This window comes from Pseudomonas sp. PB106, assembly GCF_009764645.1.
Classification (GTDB): Bacteria; Pseudomonadota; Gammaproteobacteria; order Pseudomonadales; family Pseudomonadaceae; genus Aquipseudomonas.
Genome location: NZ_RWIM01000198.1, coordinates 43642 through 62517 on the forward strand (window position 1 = coordinate 43642; position 18876 = coordinate 62517).

Sequence of the window (18876 nt, forward strand, 5' to 3'; positions counted from 1 at the left end):
GGCCTTTTTTTATATAAGCCGGTCCGCCCTTCAAACCGACAACGTCTTGCCATCCACCGCATCACCAATCGTCAGGAAATGCCCACCCGCCACGTGGTGCAGCGTGCGTAAACCGTCATGCCCTTCGAAATGCCAGCGTCCATCGCTGAACACGCGTTCATCGGCGTGGGCGGCGATGACTTCGGCGAGGAACAGATCGTATTGCTCGTGATTGCGCGGCTCTGGCAGCAAACGGCATTCGAGCCAGGCGACGCAGCCTTCGAGCAGTGGCGCTTCGACTTGTTCGCCATTGAAGGTTTGCAGGCCGTACGCCTGGAATTTGTCCTGTCCCTGACTTTGGCTGATCTCCAGACCCGACGTGTTACCGACGGTTTGCACGATGTCCGCCTGATTGACGCAGGGGACGTTGAGCACGAAGGTGCCGGACGCTTCTAGCAGTTGGCGGGTCCAGGTGGATTTATCGAGGACGACGGCGACTTTCGGCGGTTCGAAATCCAGCGGCATCGCCCAGGCGGCGGCCATGATGTTGCGCTGGCCGTCGTGAGCGGCGCTGACCAATACGGTCGGCCCGTGATTGAGCAAACGGTAGGCTTTGTTCAGGGGCACCGGACGGCGGTGGGCATCGCTCATGAGGGTCTGCTCCGGGAAGAAAAAGGAGCCGATTGTAGCGCCAACATTGAAATACAGGCAGGTGAAACTCTGTAGGAGCTGCGGCACGCTGCGATCTCTTGATCTTGATGTTGATCCTCGGAATCAAGATCAAAAGATCGCAGCGTGCCGCAGCTCCTACAGGGGTTTCGTGCAGGTCAGTTAGAGAGTTGATTGGCGAACTGCCCTACTGCGTTCACGACTTTCTGCGCACCGTCCTGAATCTCGACGATCACCGTGCCCGCCTCGGCCGCCAGCGCCAGGCCTTGTTCGGCCTGGAGTTTGCCGTCGGTCATCAGGGCCACGGCATTACGCGCCATTTCCTGGTTCTGCCGCACCACGCCAACGATCTCGTCTGTCGCCTGACTGGTGCGCGATGCCAACTGGCGCACTTCGTCCGCCACCACCGCAAAGCCCCGACCTTGTTCGCCGGCACGCGCCGCTTCAATGGCGGCGTTGAGCGCCAGCAGGTTGGTCTGTTCGGCAATGCCGCTAATGGTTTTGACGATAGTGCCGATCACCAGCGATTGCTCGTTCAGCGCTTCGATACCTTCGCCAGCGGTTTGCATGTGCTTGGACAGATCACGCATCACATTGACCGCCTCGGTCACCACCGTGGTGCCACGCTGTGCGGTACTGTCGGTTTGCTGGGAGGTGCTGTAGGCAATGTTGGCGGCGTCGGCAACGGCTTGTTCGCGATTGACCTGATCGGTGATCACCGTGGCGAACTTCACCACTTTGTACAGTTTGTCGTTGGCATCGACCACCGGGTTGTAGGACGCCTCCAGCCACACCGTACGACCATGGCTGTCGACCCGTTTGAAGCGATCAGCAACGAACTCGCCGTTGTTCAAGCGACGCCAGAAATGCTGGTACTCGGCGCTGTTGTATTCCTCCGGAGCGCAGAACAGGCGGTGATGTTTGCCCTTGATCTGCGCCAGGCTGTAACCCATGCCGCTGAGAAAACGGTCATTGGCGGTGAGCACATTGCCATTGAGGTCGAATTCGATCACGGCAGTGGAACGCACCAGAGCGCCGATCAGGTTTTCATGCTCGCGTGAGGCCTCGATGGTGCGGGTCAGGTCGCTGGCGTAGATCGAAATGTGCCTGACTCGCCCATCCGACGAGCGCACTGGCTGCACGATTGAACGCAACCAAGCTTCCTCGCCGTTGCTACGCAGCAAGCGAATGGCCCCGGCGAAATGCTCGCCACGGTTCATGGCGTTCTTGAAGCGCTGGTGGAATTCGTCGGACTTCACGTGAGCCGGAACGATATCGTCGATCGCCCGGCCGATCAGGTCGTGGTTTTTGTAGAGCATCTCGCTCAGGAAGTTCTGGTTGACCGACTGCACCCGGCCGTCAGGCTCAAGGGTCAGCACCAGCATCTCGCTTTCCAGGCTTTCCTTTACTTGCACAAGGCTGGAGAGTTCTTCACGAAGAGCGGCCAGCTCTTGTTTCAAGCGTTTGTTGAACATGGGGAAGTACCGATGGGCAGGATAGAAAGCGGGATGCAGCCTAGCCATCGGCCTTGAAAATCTTTTCTGAAGAGCGCTTGCGACCCGTCGGTCAAATATAGTTCCGAGCCACCGAGTCAGGCAGTTCCCGCCACCTGACACGGTCCTGTGCGCGGCATCCGCGAACCGAAATACGCCGCCGTCAGGAGGCCCACAACCCCCATCACCGCGCAGAAAATCACGCAGATCCATGGGCTCCATGGCATCAGACCGATCAGCAGCAGTGGTGTGATACTTGCCCATGCGGCGTAGGCAATGTTGTAGGTGAAGGAAATGCCTGACACCCGAATACGCGCTGGGAACAAGCCGACCATCACCGACGGCACCGCGCCGACCACGCCGCACGCCAGACCGGCCACGGCATAAGCCAGGCCGACCCAATCGCCGCCCATGATCAGGCAGCCATACAACACGCCGATACCCAGCGGCAGCAGCAGGCTATACAGCATGACCGTGCGCCAGGCACCGAGACGATCAACCAGCAATCCGGCAATCACACAGCCGATATTAAGAAACACGATACCCAACGCGCTGAGGGCGAAGGTGTGGCTGGCAGTCATGCCGAAGGTTTTCTGCATCATGGTCGGGGTGATCACGACGAACACCACCACCGCCGAGGTCAACACGCAGGTCAGCAGCATCGCCGGTAACATCGCCAAACGATGTTCGCGCAGCACCGTGCGCAACGGCAGTTCGACCCGTGCTTCGCGTTGCGCTTCCATGGCCATGAACACCGGGGTTTCGCTCAGCCAGCGCCGCAGATAAACGCCAATCACACCGAACACGCCACCGAGCAGGAATGGATAGCGCCAGGCGTAATCGAGGATTTCCGCCGGGGTGAACACTTGTGCGAGGAACGTCGCGGTCAACGCGCCGATCAAGTAACCAAACGTCAGCCCGGCCTGCAAAAAGCCCAAGGCGTAACCGCGATGGCCGGTCGGCGCATGTTCGGCAACGAACACCCAGGCACTCGGCACTTCACCGCCAACCGCCGCACCTTGCAGAATGCGCAGCGCCAGCAACAGCAGCGGCGCGAAATAACCGATCTGCGCGTAGGTCGGCATGATCCCGATCAGCAGGCACGGCAGCGCCATCATCAGGATGCTCAGGCTGAAGACTTTCTTGCGCCCGAGTTTGTCGGCGAAATGCGCCATCAGGATTCCGCCCAGCGGCCGCGCCAGATAACCGGTGACAAAGATCCCGAAGCTTTGCAGCAGACGCAGCCATTCGGGCATTTCCGGCGGGAAAAACAACTGGCTGAGGGTCAGGGCGAAGAACACGAAAATGATGAAATCGTAGATTTCCAGCGCGCCGCCAAGGGCCGCAAGGCCGAGGGTCTTGTAGTCGGAGCGGCTGAACGGCGCAGGTTTGGCCGTGGGTTGGGCAGTCATGGCAAAGAACTCTGGATCAGGCAAAAAACCAAGGCGCCCATGGTCTACGCAAATGCGCGGATGGACAACCCGTTAGACCATAGTCCCGATTTTGCAAAAGCTGCTCACAAAGCACCGGCAGTTGAATTACTGTTAATGCCTGTCCGGCGGGTTAGCCCCTGTCTCCGACAAACGAAGAAATCCCTGTGGGAGCGAGCTTGCTCGCGAAGAGGCCGGTACATCCAGAATCACTGTCGACTGAACCGCCGCCTTCGCGAGCAAGCTCGCTCCCACAGGGATCTCTGTGTGACGGAGGTGGGCGAGCGTTCCTGGGGACCACAATAACCATAAAAATCCGAGGTACTTCCTGTGGCCGTTGATATCGAAGATAGCCGCTCCGCACGCTTTGCCCTGCGCTGTTCAAGCTTTGCCGAACGCTGGTTTCCCGACTCCTGGGTGTTCGCCGCGCTGGCCGTGATCATTGTTGCATTGGCCACTTTGGCCATGGGCGCCAAACCCACCGATGCCGCCATGGCGTTCGGTGACGGGTTCTGGAGTTTGATTCCGTTCACCATGCAGATGGCCTTCGTGGTGATTGGCGGCTACGTGGTCGCCAGTTCGCCGCCCGCCGTGAAACTGATCGACCGCCTCGCGCGCATCCCGAAAAACGGTCGCTCCGCCGTGGCCTGGGTCGCGTTGATCTCGATGGTCGCCTCGTTACTCAACTGGGGTTTGTCGCTGGTGTTCGGCGGTTTGCTGGTGCGCGCCCTCGCCCGCCGCACGGATCTGAAAATGGATTACCGCGCCGCCGGCGCTGCGGCCTATCTGGGCCTCGGCGCGGTGTGGGCGCTGGGCCTGTCGTCGTCGGCTGCACAATTGCAGGCCAACCCCGCCAGCCTGCCGCCGTCGATCCTGTCGATTACCGGAGTGATTCCGTTCACCGAAACCATCTTCCTTTGGCAATCAGGCGTGATGCTGCTGGCGCTGATCGTGATCTCGATCATCATCGCCTACGCTACCGCTCCCGGCCCGAACTCGGCGCGGGACGCCAAGGCCTGCGGCATCGACCCGGCCTTCAACCTGCCACCGCTGCAACCGCGCACGCGACCGGGTGAATGGCTGGAACACAGCCCGCTGCTGATTATCGTGCTGGTGTTGCTGGCGGCGGGATGGCTGTTCCACGAGTTTTCGACCAAACCGGCGATCACCGCGATTTCCGGGCTGAACACCTACAACTTCCTGTTCATCATGCTCGGTGCGTTGCTGCACTGGCGGCCGCGCAGTTTCCTCGATGCCGTGGCGCGCGCGGTGCCGACCACCACCGGCGTGCTGATCCAGTTCCCGTTGTACGGTTCGATTGCTGCATTGATGACCACGGTCAAAGGCACCGATGCACAAACCCTGGCGCACCACATCTCGACGTTCTTCGTCAGCATCGCCTCGCACGACACCTATGCGCTGCTGATGGGCGTGTACTCGGCGATTCTCGGCTTCTTCATTCCGTCCGGCGGCGGCAAATGGATCATCGAAGCGCCGTACGTGATGCAGGTCGCCAATGACCTGCAATACCACCTCGGCTGGGCGGTGCAGATCTACAACGCGGCGGAAGCGTTGCCGAACCTGATCAACCCGTTCTACATGCTGCCATTGCTAGGCGTACTCGGGCTGAAGGCGCGGGATCTGATCGGATTTTCGTTCGTGCAGCTGCTGGTGCACACGCCGCTGGTGCTGGTTTTGCTGTGGGCGCTGGGGACGACATTGGCGTATACGCCGCCGGTGATGCCGTAATTTGAAGGGGTTGCACCTGCCTTGGGGGCGGGTGCGATCAGCTCCAGGCAATCACCGAGTCGAGTTTCGATCACTGTGTAACTCAATGGCTTTTCTGTCGATCACCGCTGATCCACTATGAGGCGCCCCCGATCACCGGGAAACCACGCTGAAAAGGATCTGAGCATGTTCAAACTCGCAGGACTTATCCCCACAACACTGACCCTCGCCGCGCTCACACTGAGCGCAGCCGCCCACGCCGACGTCGAGCTGAAACTGGGCAGCACCGAACGCGTCACCCGCCTCTTCGCCTATCCCAACAACTGCAGCGTGATCTGCTTCCGCAACTGGACACTGGAGCAGACCGTCGCCCATTACCTGAACCAAAGCGTCCAGCGCGACGGTTACAGCGATGCCAAGGTGCTGGTGAAAACCGACAACGGGCAGCTCTATGCCGAGATCAGCGGTGTGCCGAAGGATTACGACAAACCGCTGGCAGCGCTACTCGATGCCGGAGATCTGGCCTACAGCGGCGCCAGCAAGCTGAATGCCGACGGTAAATGGGCGTACAGCTGGTATCTGTTCCTGCCGCTGGGCATGGCCCTGGAAAACCGTAAAAGCGTCGAACTGCTGCACTTTCCGCCTGACTATTCGTTGACCCAAGCACAGGATTATCTGCGCTCGAACACCACCGATCGCTGGGCCGAACTGCTGACCGACAACGGTATCCCCGCCGAGCAAACGCCGGCCTACCAGACCATCGTGGACATCGCGCCGATTGCCGCGCCGTCGAATGCCGGTAAGGACCTGGAAGGCGTCTACGACTACTTCAAGGATTATCAGACCAGCATGGTCAAGCAGGTCAGCCAGAACGCCAGCGGTGCCGCGTTGCCGATGGTCGCGTTCGGTGCGCCGGTGCGTAACTGGATCAAACAGCAATACGGGCCGACCGTGAACGTGCTGGGCCTGGCGAGCATCAGCCCGAGTCAGGGCGTGAAAGTGTCGGTGCTCGGTTCCAATCATCCGAGTTACATCTGGTACGCCGCCGACCCGGCCAGCTACGATGGCGATCAGGCCAAAGCCGATGCGGCGGGCCTGAAGGTCATGGGCCAGGATTTGAGTGCCGCCTGCTGGCAGGCCGGGATGGGCAGCAAACCGGGTAGCGATGCGCAGAAAACCCTCAGCGACTGCACACAGACCTGGCAAGTGACGCAGAAGGTCAAAACCTGCGAGCTGTTCTACACCTCGATTCGTGACCTGCCGCCGGAACAGGCAGCGGCCAAGTGCGCGACGGCGCCGATCAAGACGCAGCTGCAACAGCTCAAGGCGCCGCTGCCAGTGCCGACCGTTGCGGCCCCTCACATTTAGTCGTGCCGATCCGCTTCCCGTGTCAGTAATGGCTGACGCGGGAAAACGGCTATTTCGACTGTCAGATCTGACAGTAGACCAAATGTTTCAAATGAGAGACGCTTGGATCCAATCTTGGCGTCGCCAGACTTTGGGTCAGCATTTGGGGGCAATACCGAACAAACAAGGATCGTTATGAACAATCAGGTTTTTCATGAGTTCTCACAACACGATACGGAAGGGATCTATCCGTTCGCTGGGCTCCCCGTCCGCTTGGGTTTCCCCTCCAGCGCAGACTTTCGCATCGTCCTCGATGACCAGGGCAACGCTGCGGCCGTGGAAGCTCGCCGGGAGTTCATGCGCACCAGTCGAATGTGCCGCGTTTCTGGGCAATTGCTGCCCTACCGCTGTCGACAGACCCGACAAATGCAAACCGGCATTCACATCTATGACCCACGTTTTGCCGGTTTGCTGGAACACTCCTGCGACCCGAACGTGTTTCTCGACATGAGTGAGTTGTGGCTGTGGGCATTGAAAGATATCCACAGCGGCGAACGCCTGACCATGGATTACGCCACCACCGAGGACAAACTGTTACGCCAGTTCGCCTGCGGTTGTGGTTCACCGAGCTGCCGTGGGTGGATCACCGGATACGACGAACCACCCACTATCGAAGGTCAGTGCTTTTTCCAGCGCTGGCGCTACTCGGGCCGGCGCTGAAGAAACGCTTGTTACACGGCACCGACCGGACGCAAACGGTATTGCGGCGGCAGTTGCTCGAAACCACTGATGGTGGTGTTCAGGCTTTTCCAGCGACCGTCCTTGATGCCGTAAATGCAACCGTGGATCGACAGGCTCTGCCCGCGATGCCAGGCGTTCTGGATGATGCTGGTGTGGGCGACGTTGGCCACTTGCTGGATCACGTTGAGTTCGCACATGCGATCGACCTGTTCCTCTTCGGTCGGCAGCTTGGCCAGCTCTTCGCGTTTTTCGTAGTACAGATCGCGGATCGAACGCAGCCAGCCGTCGATCAGGCCGAACTGCCGGTCCTGCATCGACGCGCGTACACCGCCGCAGCCGTAGTGGCCGGTGACGAGGATGTGTTTGACCTTGAGCACGTCGACCGCGTACTGGATTACCGACAGGCAGTTCAGGTCAGTGTGCAGCACCACGTTGGCGACGTTGCGGTGTACGAACAGATCGCCCGGCAGCATGCCGACGATTTCGTTGGCCGGGACGCGTGCGTCGGAACAGCCGATCCACAGATATTCCGGCGTTTGCTGGCGCGCCAGCTTGGCGAAGAAATCCGGGTCTTCCTTGGTGATCGCGTCAGCCCAACGCTCGTTGTTATCAATCAGGTCTTGTAAGTCGTGCATGCTGTAAGGCCTCAAGAAAGATGCGCTGCTTTGACAGACGACCGCCCGTCGCGGTCACGCCAGAACCGCAAGTGATTTCGTTGGAATTCTCGTGTGCCCGGTGAGTCCACCTAAGTAAGGCCCACAGTATGAGGATTTGCCATGACTGATTCACGACGCCCTTACGATGCGGTGCAACCGGAACCCATCGATGATAACGAAGACCGCATGGGTTCGGTGCATGAGCTGGATTTCGATGAAGACGAGCCCAGCGCGAAAATCGGTGATGAGATCCCGGAGCGCGAACGCGAGCAATTGATGCCCGATGAGCGCGTACGTGAGGCCGGGATGACCGGGGCCTCGGTCAGCGATCATCAGCCGACCGACGATGACATGAGCCCGGAGACACTGATTCACGAAGACGGCGCGCGGGATGCCGAAGAGGCTGGTGAAGGCAATCCGGCGGATTGGGATCTGAGCCTGGTCGATGAAGACGACATTGGGGGCGGCGATGGTCTGGATGAAGCAGAGCTGGCGCAGCGCGATCCGCTGGATGGCAAGCGCTAACAGCCCCAATCCCCTGTAGGAGCTGTCGAAGGCTGCGATCTTTTGATCTGTGTTGCGTGATCAGGAACAAGATCAAAAGATCGCAGCCTGCGGCAGCTCCTACAGAGCAGTGTCAGTCAACCAAGGTGCAGGCCATGACCACGGCATCTTCACGCCCACCCACCGCCGGATAATAATCCCGACGCCGGCCAATCTCGTTGAAGCCATAGCGCTCGTACAAGCGGAACGCCGAGCGATTGCTGTCACGCACTTCGAGAAAACACTCCCGCGCCTCAGCCGCGTAGGCCCGCGACATCAGGTGCTCAAGCAAGGTCAGCCCCAGACCGCGCCCCTGATTTTCCGGTTTGACGGTGATATTGAGCAGGTGCGCTTCATCAAGAATGATCTGCACCACGCCGTGACCGACCTGTTGCTGGCCTTCGAACATCAGCCAGATCTGGTATTTGCCCAGGCCGTCGAGAAAAATCCCGCGGGTCCACGGATGGCTGTACGCGGCGAACTCAATCTTCAGCACAGCGTCCAGATCCGCCTCGGTCATCGGGCGGAACGATACAGCGTCACTCATTCGATTCTTTCCAGCGCGCCATCAGCCGACGCATGGCTTGCCACACAGCGGCTTTGCGCTGTGGCTCTTCCATTAACAATTCCAGACCGGGAATGGCCCAGGCCAGGCCCAGCCCTTCGATCTGCAATTCACGATTGAAGGCTTCAGCGTCCGCTTCACCGGCAAAGCGCACCGCCGGCAGGCCGATCAGCCACAGACAGGCGCATGGCGCCGCTTCCATTTGTACCGACAGGAAACCCTGGACGAAGTCGCGCGCCGCCTCCGGGCCTTGATCCATGTTGCCGCGATTGAGCCACGGCCAGCGTACCGGCTCGCCAACAATTTGCGGCGCATCCGGCAGACCGGCGGCGCGCAGCATGTCTTTGAGCAACAGGTAGGCCGGATCGCGGCTCTGGAAGGCTTCGCCTGTGGGTAACTCGACCAACAGCAGACAGCGGCCGGCGCGCAGCAATTGCAGGGCGAAACGCGGTGGTGGCACCGGGGCCGGTTTGGCGATCACTGGCGTGTCTTCGACCACTTCCACCGGTTTGGCCCCGGTGCGGGTACTCGCCAGAGAGGGGCGCGGCACTTCGATTTTCGACCGTTCGCTCGGACGCGCAACAGGCTGCACCGGCGCTTCGGCCTGTGGCGCGGGCACCAGCGGGGCCTCCACCTCGGGCTCGGGCATGTCCAGCAGCTCGGGCCGCGATGGCGCGGCAAAGGGCAATTCGGTGCGCGGCAGCCAGTTGACCACCTGCATGGCGTTCAAATAGGCGCGGCGGCGAGACTCGATAAGCAAAGGGTCGGCCACTTGTGGATAACTGAAGTGGGCTGATTCTACCGCCCTTCGCTCAAGATCGCTTGCTGTTGATCGATAGCCTTTATCTTAGAAAATGCGACAGCCCGTCCCGAGAGTGAATCGCATCCTTCATGATGCAGTACAATCGCGTCTTTTTATTGCCAACCAGCCGGGCATTCCGATGATCGAACCCAAGCGCGTCTTGCGCGCCCTCGCTGAACACTGGGCGCTTCTGGAGCCTTTGTGCGAGCACTTCGACCAAGGCACATTGAGCCTCAACGAACTGCGCGCGCAACTGGCCGCCCAACAACTGGACAGCACGCCGCAGGACATCACCAGCCTGCTCGACGTGTGGATTCGTCTCGATATTCTGATTCCGGTGGCGAAAAGCCCGAACCGTTTCGAGCTGAACGCGCAGATTCACGACTTCCTCGCTTACCTGCGTCGCGAACACCGCTTGGGCCTGTGCCTGGAAATCGAAGCCTATCTGCGTCACCTCGAACGTCTGGCCGGTTACATTCAGGACGCGTTCGAAGTCCGTGACGGCCACGATCTCGCCCGCCAGTTGCGCTTGCTCGACATGCGCGTGCGCGACGTGTTGAAGAAGCTCGACAACGACGAACAGGCCTTGGTGGCCGTCGCTGAACGGGCGAAGACCAGCGACCGGCAGATTCCGCTGCGTCAGCGTTACGCCGAAGTGTTGGCGACGTGGGACGAATACGTCGAGCCGATGATCGATCTGGTGAACGCCGACGGCGCCTTCGAACAAGGCGTGCGCAAAGTTGAAACCGTCTTGCTGAAAATGCTCAGCGAGCAACAGCGCCTCGGCCATCTGGTCGACGACGACATGCTCCTGCGCACCCACGCGCGCATCCTCGAAATGCAGACCAGCGCGCAACTGACTTTGCGTCACGCTCGCGAACTGTTGCTGCCCCTGCGTGAAGAAGCCCGCCGGCACAACGCCGTGACCCGTGGCGCCGCATTGGCACTGGCGGCGATCCGCCGTAAAGGCATCGATGCCGTGCCGCAAGCCGCGATGCCGCTGTTCACCCGCCCGCAAAGCACCTTCCTCGGCAGCGCCAGTCAGGTCGAAGCCTACGTCTACGCCTTGGCGCGATTCGAGCCGAAACCGGCGCGCTTCCCCAAGGCGCACAAGACCCAAAAAGGCGAAGCCCCGCGTGCCCCGCGCACCGTGCGCGAGATGGTCGACCGCTGCGAAGAAGCCCTGCCGATGCCGGATCTGATGACCTGGCTGCTGGAGCAGGAACCGGACGGCGCCACTGACGAATTGCTCTACTGGTTCTCGCGCCTGTCGCGGGAAAAACGCTTCAAGCGCGAGCGTCTGGAACGCCGCGAATACCATACTCACGAGCACCAGGTCAGCCTGCGCTCCTTCGCCCTGCTCTCGGCCAGCAACACCGCCGCCGAGGATTCTGCGAGCGCCCTCCCTGCAGGTACTTCAAATGCATCTTGATCTTTCCGAACTGTCGCAACTCGCGCCGATCTTCCGCGAGCTGTTCAAGGGTTACCACGTCAGCCGCCGCGATCCGGAGCTGTACGCGCAACTGTCGAACTTCCAGGATCAGTACCGCACGCTGTTCAAGGCCCTGGGCTTTGAGCTGGTCTGCGACACCCGTGGTTTCTACTACTTCGTGCCGGACATGGCCGCTGCAGCGGTGAACAAGACTGCGCAACGTCTGGCGCTGTTCACCTTCATCCTCGTCGAGCATCTGGCCGATCAGGGCCGCGACCCGATCGCCGTGCTCGATGGCGGCAGCCTCGGCCGCGAAGAGTTGCCGTCGCTGCTGGAGAAATACCGCGACCTGTTCATTCAGGCCGAAGTGCAGACCGTTGAAGAACTCGAAGAAAAGATCATGCGCCGCATGACTCAACTCGGTTTCGCCGGCGAAGAAAACGGCGTGTACCGCTTTCTGCCGCCGATGCACCGTTTCCTCGACGTGTGCCTGTCGGTGCAACAAGACCGCGACTTGGCGGCCAGCGTGCACAGCGTATTGCCGCTGCCAGCGCCGGTGCTGATCGACGAAGCGGCGGAAGCCAAATTCCTCGAAACCGACGACCCGCTCGATCTCACAGAGTTTGACGAAGAAAGCGAAGAAGACGCACTGGCCCGCGCCATTGCCGAAGAACAGGAGTCCGACGCATGAGCCAGGAACGCTACGGCATCCGCCGCTTTGCTCTTTTGAACACTGCCGGTTATAGCCTCGGCCTGTTCCCGCTGGAGGAACCGTTGTCGGTTTACGGCGCGAACAACCTCGGTAAATCGGCGTCGATCAACGCGCTGCAATTCCCGATTCTGGCGCGCATGTCGGACATGAGCTTCGGAAAGTACAGCCTCGAACAATCGCGGCGGTTCTACTTCGCTTCCGACACCAGCTACATCCTCGTCGAAGTGAACTTGCCCCACGGTCCGCACGTGATTGGCGTGGTCGGGCGTGGCCCGGGCGGCGGTTTCGGTCACCAGTTCTTCGCCTACGCCGGCAAGCTCGATCTGGCCCATTACCAGAAAAACGACACCTGCCTGCGCCAGAAAGAGCTGTTCAGCAACCTCGAGAAAGAAGGCCTGAAAGCCTACGAACTCAAGCCGGATGAACTGCGTCGTTTGCTGGTGGGCGGTCACACGTCGATCCCACTGGACCTGACGCTGATCCCGCTGCGCTCCACTAGCGAACAGAGCCTGAAGACCTTCCGCGCGCTGTTCATCAACTTGTTGCACATGCGCGAAATTACTGCCGCGAAGTTGAAGCAGTTGTTCCTCGATGCCTTCGAACACAGCCTGCGTTCCGGCAGCGTCGATTACATCGCCGCGTGCGAAGAAGCCTTCCGCGATGTGCGGCGCATGGAGCAGGATTACAACTCGCTGGTCGCTGCCGGCCCGTTGGTCGAAGCCTTGGCCAACGGCGTGAAGCAGCGCGACGTGCTGCGCGGCAAACTGCATCGCCTGTCGCCGCTGCTCGATTCGTTGCTCGGCACCTGGTCGGACTACGCCAGTGCGCGCAAGGAAGAGCTGACGATTCAGGCCGACCACTACCGTGGCGAGCAGGACAGTCTGCAAAACGATCAGCGCGGCGGCACCCAGGAACTGATGCGTCTGGAGCGGGAAATCTCCGGCATCCAGCGTTGGCTCGGTGAGTTGTCGGTATTGAAGAACCGCTTTGCCCTAGTCGATGACGTTAAAGTGCTGGAGCAACAATTGCTCGCCGCCAAGGACGCTCACGACGAACTCGCCGGTGCCTTGGCGCAGTCCCGTCAGTTCAGCGCGGAAGATTTGGAAGAGCGCGTGCGCGATCTGGAAAAACGCCTGAAGTCGGTGAAGCAGCAACTCGATCACGCCGACAACAACAGCTACGCCCGACTGCGCGAAGAATTCTCGCAACAAGACGTCGAGCGTCTAATGCGCCTGTTCAACAGCGCATTGTTCAGCCTGCCGCTGGGCGAACACGGCATCACCCTCGATGACGACGGCGAGTGGGTCAAATCGGTTGAGCTGATCCTCGATGGCTTCAAAGGCGAACGTTTCGAAGTGCCGGGCCTGTCGATCGACATCTCGCACATCGAGCCTCCGGCCCTTCAGGCCTTGGCTGACCGCGCCGCGTTGCGCGATCAGAAAGAGCGTCTGGAAAAAGAACTCAAGCAACTGAAAACCCAGCAAGCCGTCGCCGCTGACCGCTCCGCGAGCAAGACCCAGACCGAGGCGCTTTACCAGCAAGTGCTGGACGCGCAGAAGGCGCTGGAAGACTTCCGCCGCACGCAAACCCTGAGCGCCGAAGAAAGTGACAAGCTCGAGCAACTGGCGCAGATGGAAGGCGCGCAGGACGAACTCAAGCGCTCCAGCGATGCCTTCACCGAACGCGTCCAGCAACTGTCGGCCAAGCTGCAACTGGTCGGCCGCCAGATCGCCGACATGGAAGCCAAGCAACGCACCCTCGACGATGCGTTGCGCCGCCGTCAGCTGCTGCCGGCGGATCTGCCGTTCGGCACGCCGTTCATGGATCCGGTCGACGATTCGATGGACAACCTGCTGCCGCTGCTCAACGACTATCAGGACAGCTGGCAAGGCCTGCTGCGCGCCGATGGCCAGATCGAAGCGCTGTACGCGCAAGTGCGCCTCAAAGGCGTGGCCAAGTTCGACAGCGAAGACGACATGGAGCGCCGTCTGTCGCTGCTGATCAACGCGTATGCGCACCGTACCGATGAAGCCCTGACGCTGGGCAAGGCCCGTCGCGCGGCAGTCACCGACATTGCCCGGACCCTGCGCAATATCCGCAGCGACTACGACAGCCTCGAGCATCAACTGGCGCTGTTCAACCGCGAGATCAACAAGCGTCAGGTCTCCAACCTGCAGAGCTTCCGCATCGTCCTCGCGCCGAACAAAGAAGCGCTCAAGCACATCGACCAGATCATCCACAGCGCCGGTCAGTACGAAGAAGGCGAAACCCTGTCGGTGTTCGACCTTAGCCAGAGCGCCGAGCAGGACAACAAGAACGAAGAGGCCAAGGAATACCTCGCACGTTTGGTGGCAGCAAACCACAACCAGCTCGGTCTCAAGGACTTGTTCGAGCTGGCGTTCGAGATCACCAAGGTCAACGGTCAACCGGTTATCCACACCGACATCGATGGCGCGGCGTCCAACGGCACGACCATGACCATCAAGGCACTGACCAACATGTACTTGTTGCTGCACTTGATGGATCGCGATCAGGCCGGCCGCGTGCGTCTGCCGTACTACCTCGACGAGGCGGCGGACATCGACGAGAAGAACCAGGCCGCGCTGCTGGAAACCAGCCTGCAACTGGGCTTCGTGCCGATTCTGGCGAGCGTGAAGCCGCAGGTCTGCGCCAGTGTCGCAATCGACTTGGAAGGCGGCAGCGGCCCGGCGGGGATCTACATTGATGAGGCGGACTGGAAGTACATCCGTCGCCACGATGTGGTGAAGGCGACGCTGAATGTTGAGGCGGATGAGCCGGAGCTGGATGCGGTTTGATCGGCGTTAACTGAAGGCAATAAAAAGGGCCGCGATCTGTTTGGATCGCGGCCCTTTTTTATGGCTTGGGATTTTTGCTGATTTTTAGGGCCCTATCGCGAGCAGGCTCACTCCTACAGTTGGAATGCGTTCCCCTGTAGGAGTGAGCCTGCTCGCGATGGCGCCACTTCAGACACCACAGAATTACTTACCGAGCGAAATCTTCGGCGCCCAGGTCAGCCACTCATCCTCAAACTTGTCGAACAACGGAAACGTCTGCTCAGCCCGCGCCTGATTGCCCATGCGATCGCCGTCCGGCGTGGCGAAAGCAATACCGCCCTGAATCGCAGTCTCCAGCGACTCGGTTCGCACTGTCAGCCCGTTGAACAAACCGATATCAAACCCGACTCCGCTGGTGTTCCAGAAGCGGCTGCCGCTGCGCACCAATGGCGCGTATTTCGGCTCGATCAAAATGTGCACCAGCACACGATCGGCGGTCTGGCCCAACTCGTAACCGGTGACTTTACCCACGGTAATTTCACGGTAGGTCACCGGCACACCCGGTTTCAGCGAACCACGACGGGCAGCACTCAACACCAGACTCAGCCCTGCCTCTTGTTTGGTCACTTCCGGCGCAGCGGCCAGCGCAGTGAAGTTCTTTTGCGGGCCGAGGTTCTTGGCCGCCGGTTGTACTTCGATGTACTTCCCGGTCACCAGGGTTTCCAGATTCTCTGTCTTGATCAGCCCCAACTCCGGTTTGACCACCCAGAACTGACTGCCAACCCGGGCAATCCTCTCCGGCACCTCAGTGATACGCGCCGTGAGGATGACCGATTGCAGGTCGTCAGTCAGATCGACGCTTTCAATCTTGCCGACATCCAGTCCCTTGAAGCGAACCGGCGTGCCACTGCTGAGACCGTCGGCGCGATCGACTTTGATCGTCACGACGCTGCCTTTTTTACTGGCGTCGTCATGGTTGGCGAACAGACGGAAACGCGGGATACGCTTCTGCAACGGCGCCTTGGCTTGCGGCGTTTCGAAGGCAATACCGCCAGCCATCAGAGTTTGCAGCGATTCACTCTTGACCTGAATTCCGCCGGTCAAACCGCCGGTCAGGGTGACACCACTAACGTTCCAGAAACGCGTCGAGGCGTTGACCAGGTTTTCGTATTCCTTCTCGATGTGCACACCAACGATGATCTGCTTACGTGTCTTGGAGAACTGATAGCTCTGCACCGAACCGACCTTGACCTGTTTGAACAGAATCGGACTGCCAACATCGATCGAGCCGAGGGTGTCGGTGAACAACACCAAGTGCAGACCCGGCGAACGCAGGTCCAGTGGCGGCGCTTTCGGACGTGCCTCGAATTCGCGTTTCGGCGGCGCGCCTTTGTCACCCGGGCGCACGGCGATGTAGTTACCTTTCACCAGCGCTTCCAGACCGGTGATTCCGGCGAGGGAAATCGACGGTTTGACCACCCAGAACTGCGTGCCGTCGACCAGATAGTCTTCAGCCAATGGATCAAGGGTCAACTCGGCGGTGGCGCTGTTCAGATCCGCGTCGACCTTCAGTGCTTTGAGGTTGCCGACCTGAATGCCTTTGTACATTACTGGAGTTCGACCGGCCTGCAGGCCTTCGAAATCGCTGAGTTTGACTTTCACGCGAATCCCGGCAGCGGCGGCGTCGAAGTCCTCATAGAGACGGAACGGCAGGCTTGGATCGGTCGGCGGACTGTCCTTGCGGTTTTCCGGCGTGGCGAAGGCGATACCGCCGGCGACGATGCTGGCCAGCGACTCACTGCGTACTTTCACACCGGACAGGTTGGCGTCGATGCTGATGCCGCTGGCATTCCAGAACCGCGTGTGTTTGCGCACCAGTTTGGCGTAGGTCGGCTCGATGAAGACTTTGAGCTCGACAGTGCTCTGATCCTCTGAGAGCAGATAGCTTTTGACCTGGCCGACTTTGATCTGTTTGTAGAACACCGGGCTGCCCCGACTCAGTGAACCGAGACGGTCCGCCTTGATGGTCAGGTGCAGACCGGGCTTGGCGTCGGACAGCGGCGGCTCTTCGGCCAGCGCCTTGAACTTGCGTGTCGGCTCGCCTTCGCCGGGACTGATGGCGACGTAGTTACCCGAGACCAGGGTCTCCAATCCAGTGATACCGGCCAGGGTCACGCTCGGCTTGACCAGCCAGAAGCGCGTGCTGGTCTTGAGGTATTGCTCGACGTCCTTGTTCATCTCGACGGTGGCGATCACGCCTTTGGAGTTGCCCTCGTCATCGAGTTTGAGCGTCTTGACCTTGCCGACCGACATGCCTTTGTACATGACTTCGGTCTTGTTGGCCTGGATGCCTTCGCCGCTTTCGAAGCGGACCTGGATCTCGATACCGGTTTCGGAATAGGCACGCCAGCCGAGCCAGCCGCCGATGATCAGGGCGATCAGAGGCAGCACCCAAATGGCAGACCAGTTCGAAGCCGGTCGGGTTTTCGCTACGGGCAAATCAGTCATGGTCGTCGTCCGACTCCGTGTTATCCCAAATCAGTCGGGGATCGAAAGTTACTGCGGCGAGCATCGTCAGGACCACCACACTGGCGAAGGCGATGGCGCCAAGATTGGCTTCGACACTGGCAATCCGGCCGAAGTTGACGACCGCCACGAGAATGGCGATCACAAAAATATCGAGCATCGACCAACGACCGATGAACTCGATGAAGCGGTACATCCAGATACGCTGGCGGGCCGACAACGGCTGCTTTCGTTGTACCGAAAACAGCAGCAGTGCGATGCCGACCAGTTTGAAGGTCGGCACCAGAATACTGGCGATGAACACCACGGCAGCAATCGGGATCATGCCGTGCTGCACCAACTGGATCACGCCGGACATGATGGTGCTCGGATCACCTTGGCCCAGAGAACTGACCGTCATGATCGGCAAGACATTCGCCGGGATATAGATAATCGCGGCGGTGATCAGCAGTGCCCAGGTACGTACGAGGCTGTTCGGACGACGAGCGTGAACCAACGCACCGCAGCGGGTGCAGGTTTGCTCGTCGGCGTCCGCTTCCTGCCTGTTCAACTCGTGGCATTCGGTGCACGTCAGAATGCCTGCATCAATCGCCCGCATGAGTATCTTCCCCTGATAACGCCTGCCAGATCTGATGCGGTGACATCACCACCTCCAGCCATACCTGCACCAACAACAATCCAATGAAACACGCCAAACCGAGACCGACGGTGATCGCCGCCATGTCCGCCAATTTTACGATCGCTACCAGTACGCCCATGAGGTAAACCTCGAGCATTCCCCAGTCTTTGAGGTGGTGGTAGATGCGATAAAGCAGCAGACCGTAACTGCGGCCGACGTTGAAGCGAATCGTCAGCAAAACGAACAACTGGCACAACAACTTGAGTAGCGGAATGGCCATGCTGCACAGGAATACAACGATCGATACACCCTGCATGTCGGTGTTGAACAGGCCGAGTACGCCACTCCAGACCGTATCCTGCGAAGATTGTCCGAGGATATTGAGTTGCATGATGGGTAAAAAGTTTGCCGGGATGTACAACAACAATGCCGCGATCACCAAGGCAAGGCTGCGCTGCACCACGTTGTGGCGATGAGCGTACAACTCGTAACCGCAGCGTGGGCAGAGGGCTTTCTCGCCGTGGGCAAGTGTTGGCTTGCGCATCAGCAGGTCGCACTCGTGACAGGCCACCAGGTCTTCCAGCGGTAAATCTGACAGCCCTTGGGCGTCAACCGACTCTGACATACAGGCTCTGGCTCCGAATAAGGTGGGGCTATTCTAGTGTTCTGATTCGAAAATAACTGTGCAAATTTGTTCGCTATCACGAGCAAGACTTTTCTACGGGCAAAACAAAACCCCAACTGCTTTCGCAATTGGGGTTTCGGAATTTAATCTTGACGATGACCTACTCTCACATGGGGAAACCCCACACTACCATCGGCGATGCATCGTTTCACTG

At 59.8% G+C, this 18876-nt stretch carries 16 protein-coding genes and 1 pseudogene; 7 read left to right on the forward strand and 10 right to left on the reverse strand.

Features of this window, described 5'->3' with window-relative positions:
• Positions 1-30: 30 nt before the first annotated feature.
• The 4 genes and pseudogenes from EJA71_RS24745 to EJA71_RS24755 form a co-directional block, all read right to left on the reverse strand.
• Positions 31-630, reverse strand: a complete 600-nt coding sequence (locus EJA71_RS24745; protein ID WP_158960232.1) for a flavin reductase family protein — start codon at positions 628-630, stop codon at positions 31-33.
• Between the two features lie 176 nt (positions 631-806).
• A complete protein-coding gene (locus tag EJA71_RS27885) occupies positions 807-1367 on the reverse strand; it encodes a methyl-accepting chemotaxis protein (protein ID WP_256671804.1) in 561 nt (186 codons plus the stop codon).
• Positions 1347-2354, reverse strand: a pseudogene (locus EJA71_RS27890) (PAS domain-containing protein); the annotation flags it as partial. The gene EJA71_RS27885 and the pseudogene EJA71_RS27890, both read right to left, overlap by 21 nt.
• The gene (locus EJA71_RS24755) at positions 2240-3553 is read right to left on the reverse strand and encodes an MFS transporter (protein WP_158960236.1); all 1314 of its coding nucleotides are present in this window, start codon (positions 3551-3553) and stop codon (positions 2240-2242) included. The pseudogene EJA71_RS27890 and the gene EJA71_RS24755, both read right to left, overlap by 115 nt.
• A gap of 348 nt (positions 3554-3901) precedes the next feature.
• On the opposite strand from EJA71_RS24755, the gene EJA71_RS24760 reads away from it, so the two are divergent.
• The 3 genes from EJA71_RS24760 to EJA71_RS24770 all read left to right on the forward strand — a co-directional run bounded on the left by EJA71_RS24760 (position 3902) and on the right by EJA71_RS24770 (position 7366).
• Positions 3902-5320 (forward strand): short-chain fatty acid transporter, encoded by a 1419-nt coding sequence (locus EJA71_RS24760; protein WP_158960238.1) that lies wholly within the window; start codon positions 3902-3904, stop codon positions 5318-5320.
• A 165-nt stretch (positions 5321-5485) separates the two neighbouring features.
• Positions 5486-6667: a hypothetical protein gene (locus EJA71_RS24765; RefSeq protein ID WP_158960240.1), complete on the forward strand. Its 1182-nt coding sequence runs from the start codon at positions 5486-5488 to the stop codon at positions 6665-6667.
• A 174-nt stretch (positions 6668-6841) separates the two neighbouring features.
• The gene (locus EJA71_RS24770) at positions 6842-7366 is read left to right on the forward strand and encodes an SET domain-containing protein-lysine N-methyltransferase (protein ID WP_158960242.1); all 525 of its coding nucleotides are present in this window, start codon (positions 6842-6844) and stop codon (positions 7364-7366) included.
• 11 nt (positions 7367-7377) lie between these two features.
• On the opposite strand, the gene can is transcribed toward EJA71_RS24770, so the two are convergent.
• A complete protein-coding gene (gene can / locus EJA71_RS24775; protein WP_064120416.1) occupies positions 7378-8022 on the reverse strand; it encodes a carbonate dehydratase in 645 nt (214 codons plus the stop codon).
• A 141-nt stretch (positions 8023-8163) separates the two neighbouring features.
• Here can and EJA71_RS24780 point away from each other — a divergent pair, with 141 nt between their 5' ends.
• The gene (locus EJA71_RS24780; protein ID WP_158960244.1) at positions 8164-8568 is read left to right on the forward strand and encodes a serine kinase/phosphatase; all 405 of its coding nucleotides are present in this window, start codon (positions 8164-8166) and stop codon (positions 8566-8568) included.
• Positions 8569-8680: 112 nt separating this feature from the next.
• On the opposite strand, the gene rimI is transcribed toward EJA71_RS24780, so the two are convergent.
• Complete coding sequence (rimI, locus tag EJA71_RS24785) at positions 8681-9133, reverse strand: ribosomal protein S18-alanine N-acetyltransferase (RefSeq protein ID WP_158960245.1); 453 nt, start codon at positions 9131-9133, stop codon at positions 8681-8683.
• A complete protein-coding gene (locus tag EJA71_RS24790; RefSeq protein WP_158960259.1) occupies positions 9126-9872 on the reverse strand; it encodes an energy transducer TonB in 747 nt (248 codons plus the stop codon). Before EJA71_RS24790 ends, rimI begins: the two co-directional genes overlap by 8 nt.
• Before the next feature lie 220 nt (positions 9873-10092).
• Between EJA71_RS24790 and mksB the strand changes: the two genes are divergently transcribed.
• From mksB to mksF, 3 genes are read left to right on the forward strand one after another with little or no spacing between them, the layout of a single operon-like run.
• Positions 10093-11385 carry an Mks condensin complex protein MksB gene (mksB, locus tag EJA71_RS24795; RefSeq protein WP_178113744.1) on the forward strand — a complete coding sequence of 431 codons (1293 nt, stop codon included), beginning with the start codon at positions 10093-10095 and terminating at the stop codon, positions 11383-11385.
• On the forward strand, positions 11375-12076 hold the full coding sequence (gene mksE, locus EJA71_RS24800) for an Mks condensin complex protein MksE (protein ID WP_034156067.1): 702 nt from the start codon (positions 11375-11377) through the stop codon (positions 12074-12076). The genes mksB and mksE overlap by 11 nt, the downstream gene beginning before the upstream one ends.
• Complete coding sequence (gene mksF, locus EJA71_RS24805) at positions 12073-14913, forward strand: Mks condensin complex protein MksF (protein ID WP_158960249.1); 2841 nt, start codon at positions 12073-12075, stop codon at positions 14911-14913. The genes mksE and mksF overlap by 4 nt, the downstream gene beginning before the upstream one ends.
• 183 nt (positions 14914-15096) lie before the next feature.
• Here mksF and EJA71_RS24810 read toward each other — a convergent pair whose 3' ends face one another.
• The 3 genes from EJA71_RS24810 to EJA71_RS24820 are packed head-to-tail and all read right to left on the reverse strand — an operon-like array spanning position 15097 to position 18662.
• Positions 15097-17400 (reverse strand): intermembrane transport protein PqiB, encoded by a 2304-nt coding sequence (locus tag EJA71_RS24810; RefSeq protein WP_158960251.1) that lies wholly within the window; start codon positions 17398-17400, stop codon positions 15097-15099.
• Entirely contained in the window at positions 17393-18016 is a 624-nt protein-coding gene (locus tag EJA71_RS24815) for a paraquat-inducible protein A (RefSeq protein ID WP_158960253.1), read from the reverse strand. Before EJA71_RS24815 ends, EJA71_RS24810 begins: the two co-directional genes overlap by 8 nt.
• Positions 18003-18662 carry a paraquat-inducible protein A gene (locus tag EJA71_RS24820; protein ID WP_158960255.1) on the reverse strand — a complete coding sequence of 220 codons (660 nt, stop codon included), beginning with the start codon at positions 18660-18662 and terminating at the stop codon, positions 18003-18005. The genes EJA71_RS24815 and EJA71_RS24820 overlap by 14 nt, the downstream gene beginning before the upstream one ends.
• Positions 18663-18876 lie beyond the last annotated feature (214 nt).